The organism is Prevotella phocaeensis, assembly GCF_900065875.1.
GTDB classification, from domain to species: domain Bacteria; phylum Bacteroidota; class Bacteroidia; order Bacteroidales; family Bacteroidaceae; genus Prevotella; species Prevotella phocaeensis.
The window spans coordinates 1-17,426 of the sequence record NZ_LT160619.1 but is presented as its reverse complement, the minus strand read 5'-3'; the positions used below and the strand labels follow the sequence as shown (position 1 = coordinate 17,426).

The 17,426-nt window shown below is 47.2% G+C and carries 12 protein-coding genes; 8 read left to right on the top strand and 4 right to left on the bottom strand.

Features of this window, described 5'->3' with window-relative positions; genetic code table 11:
• Positions 1-25: 25 nt before the first annotated feature.
• Together purL and BN3912_RS01140 are read right to left on the bottom strand one after the other, a co-directional pair.
• Positions 26-3,775, bottom strand: a complete 3,750-nt coding sequence (gene purL / locus BN3912_RS01145; RefSeq protein ID WP_023983781.1) for a phosphoribosylformylglycinamidine synthase — start codon at positions 3,773-3,775, stop codon at positions 26-28.
• 115 nt (positions 3,776-3,890) lie between these two features.
• Entirely contained in the window at positions 3,891-4,979 is a 1,089-nt protein-coding gene (locus BN3912_RS01140) for a 4Fe-4S binding protein (RefSeq protein WP_004368645.1), read from the bottom strand.
• 423 nt (positions 4,980-5,402) lie between these two features.
• Here BN3912_RS01140 and BN3912_RS01135 point away from each other — a divergent pair, with 423 nt between their 5' ends.
• Entirely contained in the window at positions 5,403-6,239 is an 837-nt protein-coding gene (locus BN3912_RS01135; RefSeq protein WP_016665334.1) for an OmpA family protein, read from the top strand.
• Between the two features lie 175 nt (positions 6,240-6,414).
• On the opposite strand, the gene BN3912_RS01130 is transcribed toward BN3912_RS01135, so the two are convergent.
• Positions 6,415-7,311, bottom strand: a complete 897-nt coding sequence (locus BN3912_RS01130; RefSeq protein WP_023983780.1) for a serine O-acetyltransferase — start codon at positions 7,309-7,311, stop codon at positions 6,415-6,417.
• 157 nt (positions 7,312-7,468) lie between these two features.
• Here BN3912_RS01130 and BN3912_RS01125 point away from each other — a divergent pair, with 157 nt between their 5' ends.
• The 6 genes from BN3912_RS01125 (at position 7,469) to BN3912_RS01100 (ending at position 15,033) form a co-directional block, all read left to right on the top strand.
• On the top strand, positions 7,469-8,203 hold the full coding sequence (locus BN3912_RS01125) for a helix-turn-helix domain-containing protein (RefSeq protein ID WP_023983779.1): 735 nt from the start codon (positions 7,469-7,471) through the stop codon (positions 8,201-8,203).
• Between the two features lie 197 nt (positions 8,204-8,400).
• A complete protein-coding gene (locus BN3912_RS01120) occupies positions 8,401-10,455 on the top strand; it encodes a TonB-dependent receptor (protein ID WP_023983778.1) in 2,055 nt (684 codons plus the stop codon).
• Positions 10,456-11,138: 683 nt separating this feature from the next.
• Positions 11,139-11,504 (top strand): BlaI/MecI/CopY family transcriptional regulator, encoded by a 366-nt coding sequence (locus BN3912_RS01115; protein WP_023983777.1) that lies wholly within the window; start codon positions 11,139-11,141, stop codon positions 11,502-11,504.
• A 20-nt stretch (positions 11,505-11,524) separates the two neighbouring features.
• Entirely contained in the window at positions 11,525-13,108 is a 1,584-nt protein-coding gene (locus BN3912_RS01110; protein WP_023983776.1) for a M56 family metallopeptidase, read from the top strand.
• An 18-nt stretch (positions 13,109-13,126) separates the two neighbouring features.
• Entirely contained in the window at positions 13,127-14,176 is a 1,050-nt protein-coding gene (locus tag BN3912_RS01105) for a tetratricopeptide repeat protein (RefSeq protein WP_023983775.1), read from the top strand.
• 89 nt (positions 14,177-14,265) lie between these two features.
• Entirely contained in the window at positions 14,266-15,033 is a 768-nt protein-coding gene (locus BN3912_RS01100) for a TlpA family protein disulfide reductase (protein ID WP_023983774.1), read from the top strand.
• Positions 15,034-15,072: 39 nt separating this feature from the next.
• Here BN3912_RS01100 and BN3912_RS01095 read toward each other — a convergent pair whose 3' ends face one another.
• Positions 15,073-16,245 carry a pepsin/retropepsin-like aspartic protease family protein gene (locus tag BN3912_RS01095; RefSeq protein ID WP_023983773.1) on the bottom strand — a complete coding sequence of 391 codons (1,173 nt, stop codon included), beginning with the start codon at positions 16,243-16,245 and terminating at the stop codon, positions 15,073-15,075.
• Between the two features lie 211 nt (positions 16,246-16,456).
• Between BN3912_RS01095 and BN3912_RS01090 the strand changes: the two genes are divergently transcribed.
• Positions 16,457-17,011, top strand: coding sequence for a sugar O-acetyltransferase (locus BN3912_RS01090; protein WP_023983772.1), 555 nt, complete (start codon positions 16,457-16,459; stop codon positions 17,009-17,011).
• Positions 17,012-17,426 lie beyond the last annotated feature (415 nt).

Genomic DNA, 17,426 nt, shown 5'->3' with positions numbered 1-17,426 from the left:
ATTGTCTAACGAATATGGCTGTCGGTCAACATTTGTTCTCGATCCATTTCCTTGCATTAACGAAGGCTTCTATCCATGGTGTCACCTCATCATGGCATCGGTCGAGGGGATAATAAGCATTCTGCCACGGGAAAATGGCGCGTTCCAAATGTGGCATCATGGCCAGATGACGCCCGTCTTTAGAACATATACCGGCCACATTATAGTCGGATCCGTTCGGATTCCCCGGGTATTCGGCGTAATTGTACTTAGCTATAACATTGTAATGATCCTCGGGTTCGGGCAGATAAAAGCGTCCCTCGCCGTGCGCAACCCATATTCCGAGTTTGCTGTTGCTTAGCGATCCGAACATCACACTATCGTTCCGAGGGATTGAAAGACCGAGGAAAGCGCTCTCGAACTTCTGCGATGTGTTGTGAGTCAGGTGCGCACGGTGTTCGTGTTCGGGGTTGATAAGGTTGAGTTCCACCATCAATTGGCAGCCATTACATATGCCCAAGCTCAACGTATCCTTGCGTGCATAGAACTTATCCAGCGCCTCTTTCGCCTTCGGGTTATAGAGAAAGGCCCCTGCCCAGCCCTTTGCAGAGCCGAGAACATCAGAGTTTGAGAAGCCTCCACAGAAGACAGTCATGCGAATATCGTCCAATGTTTCGCGACCGCTGACGAGGTCTGTCATCGTTACATCCTTCACATCGAACCCTGAAAGATATAGGGCATAGGCCATTTCACGTTCGCCATTGGTGCCTTTTTCGCGTATGATGGCAGCCTTAATGCCGGTAGGTGTGCGGCGTTCAGGGGAAAGACGGAACTGACGGAGCATGCCTGTAAAATCGTTGTTGAATTTTAATTCAATGGGTTGTTTCTTGTAATTTTGGAAACGTTTGCGCGCCATACCGTTCATACTTTGGTCTCTGTCGAGCAGATAAGAGGTACGATACCATGTGTCGCGCAGCATATCAATATCGAAGTCATGGCTGAATTGCTCTTTCACAACCGTAATCTTGCGGTTCTGCGGTGTAGGATAGCCAATCTTGGCAAAGCCGATTCCACGGTCTTCGAAAAACTCTTTCAGCTCGTGTTTATGCTCATCGCTCACCTCGATAACTACTCCCGGGTTCTCTGCAAACAGCGTTTTCACAATGTCATCGCACGGTATATTGTGCAAATTGATATGCAGTCCGCCCGTCGTATTGGCAAAAGTCATCTCTAAGAGGGTAGTAATCAGACCGCCGGCACTAATATCGTGGCCTGCCATTACCCATCCCTTTCGTATCAATTCCTGTATGGCGTTGAAACAATCTGCAAAGTATTCCGCGTCTTTTACCGTGGGTACGTCGTCTCCCACCTTGCATAAAGACTGGGCAAAAGCGCTTCCGCCGAGCCTAAGCTCATCGAATGAGAAGTCTATATGATAGATTGAAGCATTCTTATCGTTGATGAGAACGGGCGAAACCACCTTCTTTATGTCGCTTACTTCACCGCCGCTTGTCACGATAACAGTACCCGGAGAAATAATCTTTTCGCCGTTCGGGTATTGTTGAGTGAGCGAAAGTGAGTCTTTGCCCGTAGGAACGTTGATATTAAGACGGCAACATAAGTCGCTTAGAGCCTCGACTGCCGCATATAGACGGGCATCCTCTCCCTTTTGAGAGCGGCATGGCCACATCCAGTTTGCAGAAAGTGACACGCTTGAAAGGCCGTTTGTCAAAGGTGCCCATACGATATTCGTCAGTGCTTCGGCCACACTGAGCACGCTACCCGCTTCGGGCGAGGCCAATCCTGCTTGCGGTGCGTGCCCCAGAGCAGTGGCGATACCGCTCTTACCGCGATAATCTAACGCCACTACACCGCAATCCGATAGAGGTAATTGTATTTCTCCTTGGCATTGCTGACGGGCTATTTTGCCCGAAACAGAGCGGTCTACTTTGTTTGTAAGCCAGTCTTTGCATGCCACAGACTCTAACTGCAACACGCGTTCGAGATACTCGTCCAAGTCGTTCTGCGTATATGTAACGTCTGCATAATGGCGTTCTACCGTCTCGTCACGCATGATAGTCTTGGGCGAATGCCCGAACATTTGTGCTACATCGAGGTCGAATGGTTTCGTTCCGTCGCCCTGCTTGAACGAGAAATGCGCATCTCCGGTGGTTTCACCCACTATATACATCGGCGCTCTTTCGCGTTCGGCAATCCTTTGCACGTGCTCCAGATGCTTCTCATCGATAAGGAGTCCCATACGTTCTTGGCTTTCGTTGGCGATGATTTCTTTAGCGCTGAGCGTCTTATCCCCAATGGGTAATTTCGTCATATCTACTTCTCCGCCGCATTCTTCTACGAGTTCGGAGAGACAGTTCAGGTGTCCGGCGCTGCCGTGATCGTGGATTGAGACCACCGGATTATTGTCCTCTTCCACCAAGGCACGCACAAGATTGTAGGCACGTTTCTGCATTTCGGGGTTTGCACGCTGTATCGCGTTCAGTTCTATGCCGTTTGAATAACGGCCGGTATCTACAGACGACACGCTTCCGCCGCCCAGACCGATGCGATAGTTGTCGCCTCCCACTATCACGATTTTATTGCCTGCTTGCGGTGTTTTCTTCAAACAGTCGCGCTTTTTGCCGTAACCTACGCCGCCGGCCAGCATAATTACCTTGTCATAAGCATATTTGGGAGCGTTTTCCTGCGTACTTTCCTGATGCTCGAACGTAAGCACCGAGCCGCATATAAGCGGTTGCCCGAATTTATTTCCGAAGTCTGAAGCGCCGTTAGAGGCCTTGATTAAAATCTGTTCGGGCGACTGGTAGAGCCACTTACGCACGGGCATAACGTTCTCCCAGTCGCGTTCTGTCGGTGCCTCTTCTGCGGGGGAGCCGACGGAAGCAGTGCGAAGTCTGGGGTAAGCCGTCATATATACCGCCGTTCCCGCAATGGGCCAAGATCCCGTACCGCCACCCATACGGTCGCGAATTTCGCCGCCTGTACCCGTTGCAGCGCCGTTGAAAGGTTCTACGGTAGTAGGGAAATTGTGCGTTTCTGCCTTGAGCGAGATTACACTTTCTATATCCTGCACGTGGAAATAGTTGCTTGTAGACTGGTCTTTAGGTGCGAATTGTTCGATTACAGGGCCTTGTGCGAATGCTACATTGTCTTTATAAGCCGACAATATCCTGCCCGGATTTTCCTTGGTTGTCTTTTTGATGAGGCCGAACAATGAAGATTCTTTCTCTACTCCGTCTATAATAAAAGTGCCGCCGAATATCTTATGCCGGCAATGTTCCGAGTTTATCTGCGCAAAACCGAATATCTCCGAGTCGGTAAGCGGCCGACCGTTCTGCTTTTCTATAGTGTGTAAGTATTCTATTTCTTCGGATGAGAGTGCCAGACCTTCCGTCTCGTTGTACTCTTCGATGCTCTCAACATGCTTTACCGGTTCCGGTTGGCGGTCTACTTTGAATATCTGCTGATCCAATCCCTTATACATACGCTGCAACATCGTATCGTATACCGCCTTTTCAGAGTTTACCGGAAAGTATTCTTCTATACGAGAAATGCCGTTAAGACTCATGTTTTGAGTAATCTCAACGGCATTCGTACTCCACGGAGTAATCATTTCGCGGCGCGGCCCCACGTAGTAACCGTCCAAATGTTGGGCATGTAAGCACGTTGCATCGCCATACAGCCAGCATAGTTTGTCTATTTCGTCCTGATGGGGCTGGTGGTCGATCTCGGTGGCAATCACGTTTTCTTTGGGAGTTTTAAAGAAAAGAATCATACATATTAATATTTACGGGTGTTTAATTCTTGTGCAAAGATAGCATAAATTGAGCATATAGAGCTCAAATCGCATAGAAATTTTGATGGTAAACCGGCGATTTGAACTTTCTATATCATTTGGAATCCTGTGCTACCTTGAACAAAGTGCCGGTAGGACAGATAAACCTACAGTACGGACGCGGTACGAACACGGAGAGTATGAAGAACAGGCAGGCGAGCAGTAAGACCACCGTAGAGGCTGAAGTAATGATAAATGCCGAAAATATTTCGTAGTCCATCCACTCGAAGCCCACGCCTGCGAGCATCAAAAGCATCAGAACCGTCCAAAGTGCTTTGCGGAAGAATGTAAGCCGTTTCACGGTTTTAGCTCCCATCTTCCATTTCTTTACCTTTGCTTTTCCTGCCAAGTCTTGCATCGAACCGCACGGACAAATGTACGTACAGTAATAGTTTTTCTTGCCGAAAAGCGGGTAAATGAAGGCTGTAATTAGCATGACGATGGGGATAAATGATGTCCATACGTCTATTCCGTTGGCCATGTAATTCACGAAAACCGAGTAACTAAGGAACGTGCCGCACCAAAGACCAAGCACAACAACGTTCAGTATGAGTTGCAGGGTGCGGTAATTCTTGTTCTTGAAGAACCAAGGAAGAATGGCAGCCAGCAGCACTACCAAGAGTCCGGCAATGGTTTTGATGCTTAAATCCATCTTCTCGAAGATGGTAGGCATAACAGCTTTTTGCGATGCATATTGCAAACCGGCCCGCATGTTGCCTATTATAGCGCGCGAAGAGAACGTGGCTCCGCTCACTCCATCGACTTTTAGGGCAAGTGCCTCGTCGGTTTTCTTACCGTTCCACTTGGTAAGAAGGGCAGAAGCCTGCTCGAAGAAGTCGGGTGTTTCGTGGTTCGGTTGGGCTTCTACCTTATCTATAACGCCGTTTTTCAGGTAGATATTCAACGGTACTTGCCCCGCAAAGCCCGTAATATCCTTGCCTAAAGGCAGCGTATTGATAACAATTGTGCCGTCTGAAAGCACCTGCATCGTGTCTTTAACGGCCGCTGTTTTCGTGTCGGATGCCTCGGTTGTCGCTTTCAGGTCGTGCCCCAACAGCTTTCCATTGCGCCTGATAGCCACACCGGCCATCACTGCAATGCAGGTAAGGAGCATAAGTATCTGTCGTATTTTCTTTCTATTCATAAGTTCTTGCTATAAACTATTTGCGATTGCAAAGTTAAATATAAAAAGAATTTTAAGCATTCGTTATTGCTATTTTTAATATTTTGCCGACTTAGGTTTTGTGTTTTTTAACAACATTCTTTTTAGGAATATCAAATAGATGTGCCCCCTAAGCTGTTTAGATGTGTTGTCTAAGTTTCTTAAATATACTGTCTATGGCCGATGACTATATGGTATGCTGCTGCCGAAGGTAGTTTTGTAGGCCGGTAAATATGGTCGGTATTTTGCGAATGTATGGAAAATAGGCCTGTCGTACATGTTAATTCCGGATAAATACATGCCTGTGTGGTTAAATTATTCTAATTCAAAATAACATCTTAACCTATTATCCGTCTTATCTGTATATTTGCAACAATAATGTGTAACCATAAAACTTATAACGATATGATGAGAAAATATGTGTTTTCAGCGATGCTTCTTTCGGGCGTACTGCTTGTTTCAAGTTGCGCAAGCAAGAAGGATTTGGTGAATTGCCAGAACGAAAATCGGGAGCTGACCAATAGTTATCAGACTGCTAAAGAGCAGCTGGCCGCTTCACAGGCGCGCGTTTCGTCGCTCGAAGAACAGTTGGCTCAACAGAAAAGAGACTATGCCGCGTTGCAGAATTCGCTCGATAAAAGCTTGACGAATGCCAATCAGAACAACGTTAGTATAGACAAACTCGTCGATCAGATCAACGAATCTAACCAATACATACGCCATTTAGTGGAGGTAAAGAGCAAATCAGACTCCTTAAACATGGTACTTACCAACAATTTAACCCGCTCCTTGAGTAAAGAGGAGTTAAAGGAAGTTGACGTACAAGTCCTTAAAGGCGTAGTATATATATCGTTGGCCGATAATATGCTTTACAAGAGCGGTTCGTATGAGATCAACGATCGTGCGCAAACCACGCTTAGTAAGATTGCTAAGATTATCATGGATTACAAAGACTATGATGTTCTGATTGAAGGAAATACCGATAACGTGCCTATCAGTCGCGAGAATATCCGCAACAATTGGGACCTTTCATGCCTGCGAGCATCAAGTGTTGTGCAGTATCTACAGAACCACTATGGCGTAGATCCCAAACGTCTGACGGCAGGAGGTCGTGGAGAATACAACCCTATAGCAAGCAATGGAACGGAGGTAGGCAGGCAACGTAACCGCCGTACACAGATTATCATAACGCCGAAACTCGACCAGTTTATGGACTTGATCGATAAGGCTCCCGAAGAATAACGTAGCGGGTAAAGAAATTAAAGCGGTTGTCGCTTTGTTTTAGGATTTAGGTTTGTTAAAGTAGTTAAGGCGGTCGAAACCGTTAGTTCCCTGAATATATAACTGATGTGTATTGACCTTTGTGCCGACACGGGCACAGTTTTCCTTAACTGCTTTAACTTTTTCGTCTTCTTATTTATATCCCCAATCCGCCCGTAAACGATACATCGAGCGCCTTGCTTTGCAGTATTTTCGAGTGTGGGGGTACGCTGTTCGTAACCCAGATATTGCCGCCGATAACGGTATCGTGGCCTATCGTGATGCGTCCCAGCAGGGTGGAGTTGGAATAAACGGTTACGTTGTCTTCGATAATCGGATGTCTGGGAACGTTCAACGGGCGACCTATCGAGTCTAACTTGAAGTTTTTCGCCCCTAAAGTTACTCCCTGATACAACGTAACGTGGTTTCCAATCACGCAAGTTTCCCCGATTACCACGCCTGTACCGTGATCTATCGAGAAAAACTCGCCTATCTGTGCCCCGGGATGGATATCTATACCGGTCTTGGCATGTGCCTGTTCGGTAATTATACGCGGTATCACGGGCACGTCCATCGACAGTATTTCGTGGGCGACACGATAGTGTAGCATCGCTTCCACCACCGGATAGCAGAAGATAACCTCGCTGATGTTGCTCACAGACGGATCATCGTTGAAGATAGCCTCTACATCTGTGTAGAGTAGACGTTTGATCTCGGGCAGACGGTCTATGATGCGAAGGGCCATTTCTTTGGCATTTCTCTCGCCTGTTCCGCCGTTTTCCGCCTCTTCGGAGAGCAGAGCAAGGCAAATTTGTTGCTGCAACAGCGCAAACAGACGTTCCATATTCACGCCGATATGGTATGATCTGATGTTGCTATCGGTCTGTCTACGGTCGAAAAACCCGGGGAATACGATCACTTTAACTAACTCCACGATGTCGCGAAGCGCCTCTACGGAGGGCAGAGGAATGCCTTTTACCGGCGTTGCACGTTCCTCTTCTTCCGAGACTTTCGATAGTATAGCTACGTTTTTTAGAAAGATATCGTTGTTCATATGCGTTGTGTTTGAGCGTTAAACCCTGCTGCAAAGATACGTTTTTCCTTGGTATATCGCAACCGTAGCAGTGCTTTTTGCTTGTTTTTTGCCTGCTGAATGTAGGTTATTTGCCGATAATTCGCTATATTTGTAGCCGACTTAATACCTTTAGCTTATGAAACCTATCCATTCAGTGCTGGTGTTTTTTGCAATTATATTGTCGTCTTTTTTGGCGAGTTTCGGCAGTTATCGGCTCGCAGAGGCATCGATCGTTGCCGATATGAACAAGGCCTTGTCGCAGACTTTGGCCGAGAAACGCGACTCATGGATTACGCCCGACACCGTTCAAGCCTATAGAAATCACCTTTCCATTGCCCAGTTGAAAGACAAATCCATACTCTCTTACGATGTTTCCGGTACGGAGAATGTTCTTTGCAGCCGGCAGATGGCATGGAAAAACAACGATCGTACGATCCTTTTCCGTAGCTATGCAAACTGTTCTTTTATGACTGTATTCGGCATGTCCGACCAGCGTTTGCCGCTTGTGTTGTCGTTCTTGGGCTTTTTGTGGCTGTTCCTGTCGATGCGATATATACGCCGTCGCACCGAAAACATGCTCTCTTTCGGCAGTCTTTCGTATGCTCTTGGCGAGCAACAGTTCTATGGTACCGGCCATAGACCGTTGAAACTTACGCCCATGCAGGAACAACTGATGCGGATGTTCATGCATTCTGCCGATCATAGACTGACCAAATCGGACATCTGCAAGGCGCTCTGGCCCAAGAAAGACGATGCTGCAGAAACGTTATATACCCTTATCCGTCGCCTTAAACCTGTTATTGAGGATAACAGCAACGTGCGGATAGCGGTGGAACGCGGTAAGGCTTACGAGCTCACTATAGCGAAATAGGCCATATATGATTAGGTGACAGTGCGGCAGTTTTGAAGTAATACTATACGAATAAAGGCAATGCAGAAGCCCTGCAGTGCCTTTTATTGTGTTATAGACGCATGTCGGATAAATGTCAGACAGTTGTCAGACAATATTTTCTTGTGCCGATAATCATTCTTATACCTTTGCTTTCGGAACAACAAACGAATGCAAAGATGAAGAAAACCCTTTTATTCATTCTCGCCATCGGTATGGCGTTGCCGTTTTACGGACAGCAGCCGACAACCGTGGCCGACACTGTTACCTTGGGTGAAGTGGTGGTGCATGGCGCACATGTTATTAATAAAATAGACGGACAGCAGATATTTCCCTCGCAAATACAGAAGGAAAAGTCTACTTCGGCCTACGGTCTGCTTGGCAAATTGGCACTGCCCAACATTAAAGTAGATGAGGTGTTGCACACCATTTCGGCAGATGGAAGTCTGGGAGAAGTACAGGTTCGCATCAATGATGTTATTGCCTCGGGCGAACAGCTGTTGGCTCTCGACCTGAAAGCCGTTAAGTATGTAGATTACATTCGCAGCCCGGGAGTGCGTTACGGCGATAATGTGGGTTTCGTTATCAATATCGTTACGGCGCGTGCAGTACGGGGATATGCGCTCGGAGCCGACCTCACGCAGGCTTTAACCGCGCGCCTTGGCAACAATATGGCGTATGCCGACTTGAATTATGGCAAGCACCAGTTCGGCATAAGCTATTTTTTCGGTTACAGAAACTTTACCGGCCGTCGGTCAGAGGAGACCTTCCGATACTTGTTAGAAGATGGGAGCGTGTACTCCGGATGGCATCGCGACCTGTCTTCTACAGACAAAACGTTTGGCAATAATCTGCAACTTACCTACAGTATTGCCGACTCCAATCGCTACGTGCTGCAGGCTAAACTGACGGTAGATGCCGACCGCACGCCCGAAGACAGGCAGATGCGTCAGAGTATGCTTAACGGTGTGTCGGCGATATCCGAACTGAACAGTACCGATAAATCGTCGTCTCCCGCCCTCGACCTGTATTGGCATGTAGCGTTGGGAGCCCATCAGAGCCTTACGGCCAATGCGGTGGGCACTTATATCCGCTCCTCCTATACCTATTATAATAAGGAAGATAGGGTGTACGAATACGGCGGAAAAGGCAACAGTTATTCGCTTCTGTCGGAGGCAATCTATGAGAATAAGCTGCGTCCGTTTACCTTCTCGGCCGGCTTGCAGTACCGTCAGAAGTACGTAGAGAATACTTATACGGGCGATATAAGCAAGCACGTGGGCGAACAGTCGGCCGACTGTTACGTCTACACCCAGCTTAAAGGCCGGCTGTATGGCCTGAATTACATGCTCGGCATGGGGCTGAGTCGCATTTATTACCGTCAGGCAGCCGACCGATACACCTATTATTTGCTGCGTCCGAAGTTCACCTTGTCTTATTCTTTCCTCAATGTGTTCACGGCGAAGTACGATTTCAGCATCGCGCCCCATGCACCCCGTCCGCAGTATCTGACCGATGTAGCCGTGAAAGTCAATGCAATGGACATCAATGCAGGCAATCCCCGTCTGCGTTCCAACAGCCGTTTAGAGCACCAATTCACGCTGTCTTATCAAGACAAACGCCTCTATTCGGAGCTGATGATGCTTTATCGTAACAATCACAACTGCATCATGCAGAGCATTGAACGCATCTCTGCAGGCTTTGTGTTCGCACGAAGTAACCAGCGTGCCATCAATATGTTGCTTTTGCAAAGCTACGGTCAATACGAGATAATCCCGTCGGTTTTCACGGCTGCATGGACGGCCAGCGTGATACGTTGCCTAAACTACGGCCACGATTACAAGCACCATTACACAGGTTTCAGTACTGCCTTGCGGCTCAATGCCTATCTCGGAAAGTTCGTACTTGCGGCAAGTATCGATAACGGATGGCGTTGGTTGGAGGGCGAAAACAAAGGCTATCAGGCCCCGGCCTACTATGTGTCGGGTACGTATAAATGGGGCAACGTCGATTTGTCGCTGCATTGGCAGCACTGCATGCAGCACAATCCGCTCACGATGCGTACGGAATTGCTCAACAGGTATGTCAACAAGACCACTTCGATACATCAACAAGACATCGGAAATATGGTGTCTTTTACGCTCACATGGCGTTTCTCGCACGGTCGGAAGTACAGAGAAATCAACCGAACCATGAAGAACAGCGATATCGAGTCGGGGTTGTTGAAGAAGTAAGGAGCATTCATTCCCTTCCTCCTTCCTATTTGCAAGCGGAGGAGTATTGTTTGGAAAGCCATCAGTGTATATCTTTTTAATGTGTTGTCAATAAAAGCGTCTCCCCTTGGAAAGGGCAGATTGAGCGGGGATTGATAACAGGTACATCTGCTAATTTAGTTGCGTATTATCGACAAACGAACCTGCCGTATGGTGCTTATCGTAAAAGTGAGTAGGTTTATTGTGCGTTGCGTTTATATTAGTTCAAGGGGATAGGGGAAAGAAAGTATTGGATAAGTGAAAAGAAGAGCACAATAAACGATAGCGAAAAATAATACCTGCTACTGATACACCTATTGTCTGTCGGACTTAAACGGTGCATTTGTCACCGTTAGGTGTACTGCCTGTCGCCGATAAACAGGCATTCTGTTGGTGCAATACCTGTAGTCATCTCTCCTTAGAAAGGGGAGATTGAGAGTGGATTGCTACCTCTTTTCGTTGATAATTTATCTTTTTATCTTACTTACGATAATTTCGTAATGGTTTTATATTCATAGAAAAATATTTATACTGTTAACAACTTTTAATCTTAAAGCTATTGCGTGTCTACGAAATTTTCGTAGATTTGCAATCGAAAGGATATGATATATTCTTTTTATGCAGAATGTTTAACCGCTTTAAAAGCCCCATTAAAACACGGAATAATGGAGAAATTGACGATACAAGAAGAAGAAGCAATGCAGTATATCTGGCAACTTGGCAGCTGTACCATAAAGGAAATACTCGCTTCGATGCCCCATCCGCAGCCGCCGTATACCACGCTCGCCTCGGTTGTGAACAACCTGAAGCGCAAGAAATACGTGCTTCAGGAGCGCAAAGGCAATACATACGTGTATGCTCCGGCCGTGAAAGAGGCCGACTATAAACGCCACTTTATGGCAGGATTTGTACACGATTACTTCCGTAATTCGTTCAAAGATATGGTGTCGTTCTTTGCACATGAAGACAAAATATCCCCCGAAGAATTGCAAGACATTATCGATGAAATAGAAACAGGGGCACGCAACTGAACACTTAAACATTACGAACGATGGTAATTTATCTGCTTAAAGTCAATGTCAGCCTGATTATATTGTACGGCTTCTACCGCGCTCTGTTCGGGCAAGACACGTTTTTCGGCTGGCGCAGGGCTATGCTCATCGGCATCTATGCCGTAGCCCTGTGCATCCCGTTTCTCAATATAGAAGCGCTTATCCGGTCGAACGAGTCTGCCGTAAGTATGGCCTATGCTTATGCCGAAGTAGTTCTGCCTACGGTAACGGTACGGGCCGAGGCTCCTGCATTCTTATGGACGGCACTTGTGCAGGCCATCTATCTCTCGATAACGATACTTCTTGCCGGCCGGTTTGTATGGCAGATCGCGAGTATCTGCATGCTGGCGCACCGTTGCAAGGTGCAGACGATAGACGGAGTGCGCGTGTATGTGGTCGATGGAAAGGGCAGTCCGTTCTCGTTCTTCGGCTGGATATTCCTCAATCCCGATGCACAGAGCGCCGCTCAACGGCAAGAAATCATCGTTCATGAGACCACCCATGCCCGACAGATGCACTCTTTAGACGTGCTGTTTGCCGAACTGTTCGCCGTAGTGTGCTGGTTTAATCCCTTTGTATGGCTGCTCAAACGCGAAATAAGAATAAATCTGGAGTTCCTTGCCGATAGCAGCGTCATTGCTCGGGGCAACGACCGGAAGGCGTATCAGTACCATCTGTTGGGGCTGACCTATCAAAAGAACGTAGCTACAATATCGAATAATTTCAATGTTTTACCCATTAAAAGACGAATAAAAATGATGAACAAACGTCGTACACATGAAATCGGAAGGGCCAAATACTTGCTTTTCGTGCCATTGGCAGCGGCTCTTCTTGTGGTTAGTAATATAGAAACGGTGGCACGGAGTGTAGGTAACAGTCTCGAAGATATGGAGACTGTGATCGGTAAACCGAAGACGAAAGCAAAGAAGAAGGTACATTCGCGCGTTGCAAAGAGCAATACGTCGGCGGTTGATGATAGATATATCGGTGTTGCACCTGCGGAGGATGCGCAGAATTCAGTCCAAAACGGTGAAACGAAAGTATATGAAGTCGTGGAAGAAATGCCTCAATTCGTGGGCGGGACAAGTGCTCTGATGCAATATCTCGGTACAAATACCAAATATCCCAAGGAGGCCTATGAGGCTCATTTGCAAGGAAGAGTTGCGGTAAGTTTCGTTGTACGGAAGGATGGCAGTGTGTCTAATGCCGAAATAAGTCGATCTGTGGCGCCTTCTCTCGATGCCGAAGCGCTACGGGTTGTACAAAGTATGCCGAAATGGACACCGGGTAAGCAGAACGGAAAGCCTGTTAACGTGAAATATGTAGTGCCGATAACGTTTAAAATGGACGGAACAGAGAAGGCCGGAGGGCCGAATACGACCGATAGAAGTAATGTTACGGACAGCAAGACGACCGATGGAAAGTCGGTAGAAGCTGCGCTCGGGTTCGATAAAGCGAAATATATCGTCGACGGAAAGCCCGTTGCGATGGAACAGTTGAAAGAGCTATCTCCGGATCGCATAGAATCTATGACCGTTAACAAGAAGAATAACACCATCTATATTACGCTGAAAAAGGAATAATCTCTCTTAATTAAGGTCATGAGGAAGGCAGTTTTCCTATTGATGATGTGTGTTGTCTGTGCCCGAGCGGGTGCAGACAATCACGATATGGAGTATCTCGGCGACAGTTGTATGGAACAGTTCGACGTGCTCGGAGCACTGAATTGCTACGAAAGAGCACGTATGGAGCATGATTCCGACGGTCTGCGGATGAAGATAGCCGACTGCTATTACCTGCGCGGAGACTATCGCCGATGTCTCGAAATGCTGGGTGTAATGGCGGAAGATACGCTCTCGCACAAGGCTTTTCGCGAGAAGTTCTATTGCTATAAGCACCTTGCTTTGGGCGAAGAGCAAATAGTTTGCGGCGCTGCATTGGTGAAACGTTATCCTTATGACGGAGAAATAGCGGCGGAACTGGCCAAGGCTTACAACGCTAAAGGGCTTTTTGAGAAGGCTTTAATGCTCACCTTGCAGTACAATATGAGAGACTCGTCGAACGTATTTGTAAAGAGAGAGCTTGCCAACTCTCACTTCATGTGCCGGAATTGGGAGGGTGCAAGAGGGGAATATGCGAAACTGATCGGGAACGGAGACGGCACTTTCGAGGATTATTATTCGCTTGCGATGTGCTTGTCGCAATTGAAAAAGCAGGCCGAAGCCTATGAAAATTACAAGAAGGCGGTAGAACTGAGCGCCCGTAAGAATGCGGGTGTGCTTTACAGATACGGTCTTTTGTGCATCGAAATGGGCTTTACAGACGAAGGAGCAGGGGCGCTTAACGAAACTCTTTCTATGCTTTCGCAGGAAAAGAGCATGCTTTTCGGCGCGCATAGGGCACTGGGCGAGACAGACGCCAAGCGCGGAAATTATAAATCGGCAGCCGAACAATGGGAAGAAGCCGTGAAGTATAATCCCGACAACATGACCATTTATTACAATCTGGGACAGGTTTACGGGGCGTTGGGCGATACGGGCAGGCAGAACACAAGTTATGAGAAATTCCTGCAAAAGGCCAAAGAAGAGCCACAGCCCTCAGCTGTATTGCAGCGAATGATAACCAATGCTAAGGCTGCATTGAAGAAATAGCCTACGTAGGTATTTTAAAAAAGGTGCATAGGTATTTTGAATTACGTGTTTTGGAAACACCGATTGCCTGTACATTTTACCGGTTGAATATGAAAAGAATATATATCATTACATTATTGTTGTGCGTTCTGTCGGCGACAGGGCGTGCACAGAAGGCAGACTCTTTAGTAAAATGCCGTTATTTGGTGAACGGTTTTTACTTCGAGTTCGCCCCTTTCAGCGTGGAATATTTGCCGATGCGTCTCTATTCGAACCGCGAACAAGGCTTGGCAGTCTTTGTGATTAATGCCGACAGACCGTTGACTTCCGACGATATGAAGTATGCCGTACCGCCCGAACGAGTACAAAATGTCGACGGCATACGGAAAATGTTGCAAGATGGGAAAGAGGGATTTCCTGTGAGAACTATGGTGCCTATCGATCCCAAGTGTCCTAAAGTGGGCGATAAAGTGCCCCGTTTCGAAGTGAAAGATATAGAAGGTAACAGCTATACAGAGGGCAACACGGCGGGCAAACCGTTGGTTCTGAACTTCTGGTACACGGGCTGCGGGCCTTGTATACGGGAGATGCCGGAGATCAGCAAGTGGCTCGCAGCGGTGCCGGACGCACGGTATCTTGCCGTTACCTATAATAAGAAAGACGAAATAATGGATATTGTAACGCGCCAAGGGTTCAAATTCAAGCAGGTTGCAGCCGACAGGCAGCTGAACGAGATATTCAAGGTAAAATCGTTTCCCACCACGGTTCTGATCGATAAAAAGGGCATTATCCGCATGATTATGTACGGCACGAACCGGCAAAAACGCGATATGCTGCTTACGAAATTAAGGGAAATAGCGGCCGAACCGGCGGTGTAGCGGTGGCAGACGAGGGAATGAACGCGTGCAGACCGACTGTTAATCGATGCTGATATATACCTCTCGCTGCATTCCGTTGCGGGTGATGATGTGCAATTTATAGTGCCTGCCCGAAACGAACGGGTAGGCTACGAATTGTTCGAAGGATGTTACGGGTTCGTTGTTTATACGTATAATCCTGTCGCCTTGCCGTAAGCCGGCCTTATACTCTGCACTTTCTTTGCGTACAAGGCCCACTGTGGGCATGTCGTCCTGCGGTACATAGGCGATATTTACCTGCTTATTGGCCACCGTAACGGTGTCGTTGCCGTTATAGGGACTGAAGATGATACGCTTGCGAAACGGATCGATGGTTATCGTACCGTACTTCAATATCTGCGCTCCGATACGTGAAGCGCCTTGAGTGGTAATGGCTTTCACGTCTGTAAAGGCGAAATTGCCCCATTTCAAACGGTCGAGATTGAGGAAAGCCACCTCGTCTTCGTGCTCCGGACCATAGCTCCCGATGGAGAGATTGCCGTAGGCGAAGCCCTCGACCTGTGCGTTTACCTGCTTGCTTTTGTAGACATGTTTGTCGAAGTTCTGCTTGTTCATGGTGTAAAGTTGCCTGTATCCGAGGTCGAAAAGTACCTCGTCGGTATGACGCATGAAAGGACTGACGTAAACATACGGTACGAACCACTTCAGTCGATACTTCAATTCATAGCCCTGTTCGCCGCGGAAAGCATCCTTATCCGTGCTGAGTATCATCATTCTACGGCGAAGATCGAGCTTCATGCACACGCCTTTGTTGATGAGATCGAAACCGATAACGGCATCACATTTGGTTTTCATTGCCGGTCGGGGCATCACCGAGGCCACATAATCGGTAAGAGTGATGTGCCCGAACGTAACGGGCGGCAGCGATACCACCCGCACGGTGTCGGCACGTTCGTTGGCATCGAGCGACACGATGTTGCCCAATTCGCGATACGAGCGGGTGCTTTCTCCCTCATAAACCGTGCCCTGACTGCTGCCGGTGTCTATACATAAGCGTTGCAGACGGCCGTTTATCGTGGCATTGAGGTATATCCGATCGTCGATAATCTCGATGGGAATGGTGTCGCAAAAGGCATGCGGCGAGAGTGTGAAGCCCGTGTTGTAGCCATAGGTCTGCGCTGTAGCCGGCATACCACAGAGCAATCCGAGGAGTATAGGTAGTATCTGTTTCATTTCTTTCGGGCTCTTATTGGCGATAGGCGTATGGTGTATCTGCGATAGAGAGTCTGTCTATCAGCGATAGACCTTAACTGTAGCGCCGGAAATGCTATTGGTAAGCTGTTCTCCTTGCGCCATGTGCTGTTGTCTTTTCTTGTTTCTTCGGTTGTTCGATAGGGCAAATGTACGAAAAATTTCGTAACTTTGTCATCAAAAGCTATTGCGAATGAAGACGGAATACGAAAAAATGATCTCGGGAGAACTGTATTGCTTTGCCGATGAGGAAGTACTTGCAAGTGTGAAACGTGCCAATGAATTGTGCCGTAGGTTGCAGACCATGACGCTCCATTCGCCCGATTATCGGGCTGTAATCGAAGCGCTTATCCCGGGTATACCGACTTCTTCGAGCATAAATCCGCCGTTCCATTGCGATCATGGCACAGGAATAGCGATGGGAGAGCATGTGTTTTTGAATTATAATTGTACCGTTCTCGATGGCGGAAAGGTATCTTTCGGTAACTTTGTAAAGGTAGGTCCCGACTGTAGGTTCTTCACTGCGCAGCATCCGATGGACTTTCAAGAGCGACGAAAGCCTATAGAAACCTGCTTATCCATAACAATTGGCGACGATACATGGATCGGCGGAGGGGTAACGGTATGCCCGGGAGTGACGATTGGAGCCCGCTGTATCATTGCTGCAGGTGCTGTAGTGGTGCGCGATATACCCGATGATTGTATGGCTGCCGGTAATCCTGCCGTGGTTAAAAAGCGGTTGCGTTGACGAAATACAGTGCTCTTATATATAATAATGTGTTTTATTTTTTTTGTTTTGATTTACATCAATTTTGTTTTTAAATATCTTTTTTCTTTCATTTTCTTATTCAAATATTTGGTGGTTATTTATTTTTGTATTACTTTTGCCGTCGCTTTCCTCTGATGAGGGATTATATTTGCAAGAGTTCTTTGACTAATTTACATAGGAGACAGAAGAAGTAGTACGAAATTCTATCCGTTGTTCTATCCATTTATTTTTTATTTGGATATGTTCGGCGTTTTAGGTTAGGAATGACATTCGACTTTGTCATTTATATCCTTGATTCAGGTTATATTTTGTCATTTGCATATCGTTTGTGATCCAATTTGAGCTAACTTATGAGCGTTTTAATACAGACATTTTAGGTATTTCGTGATATCCT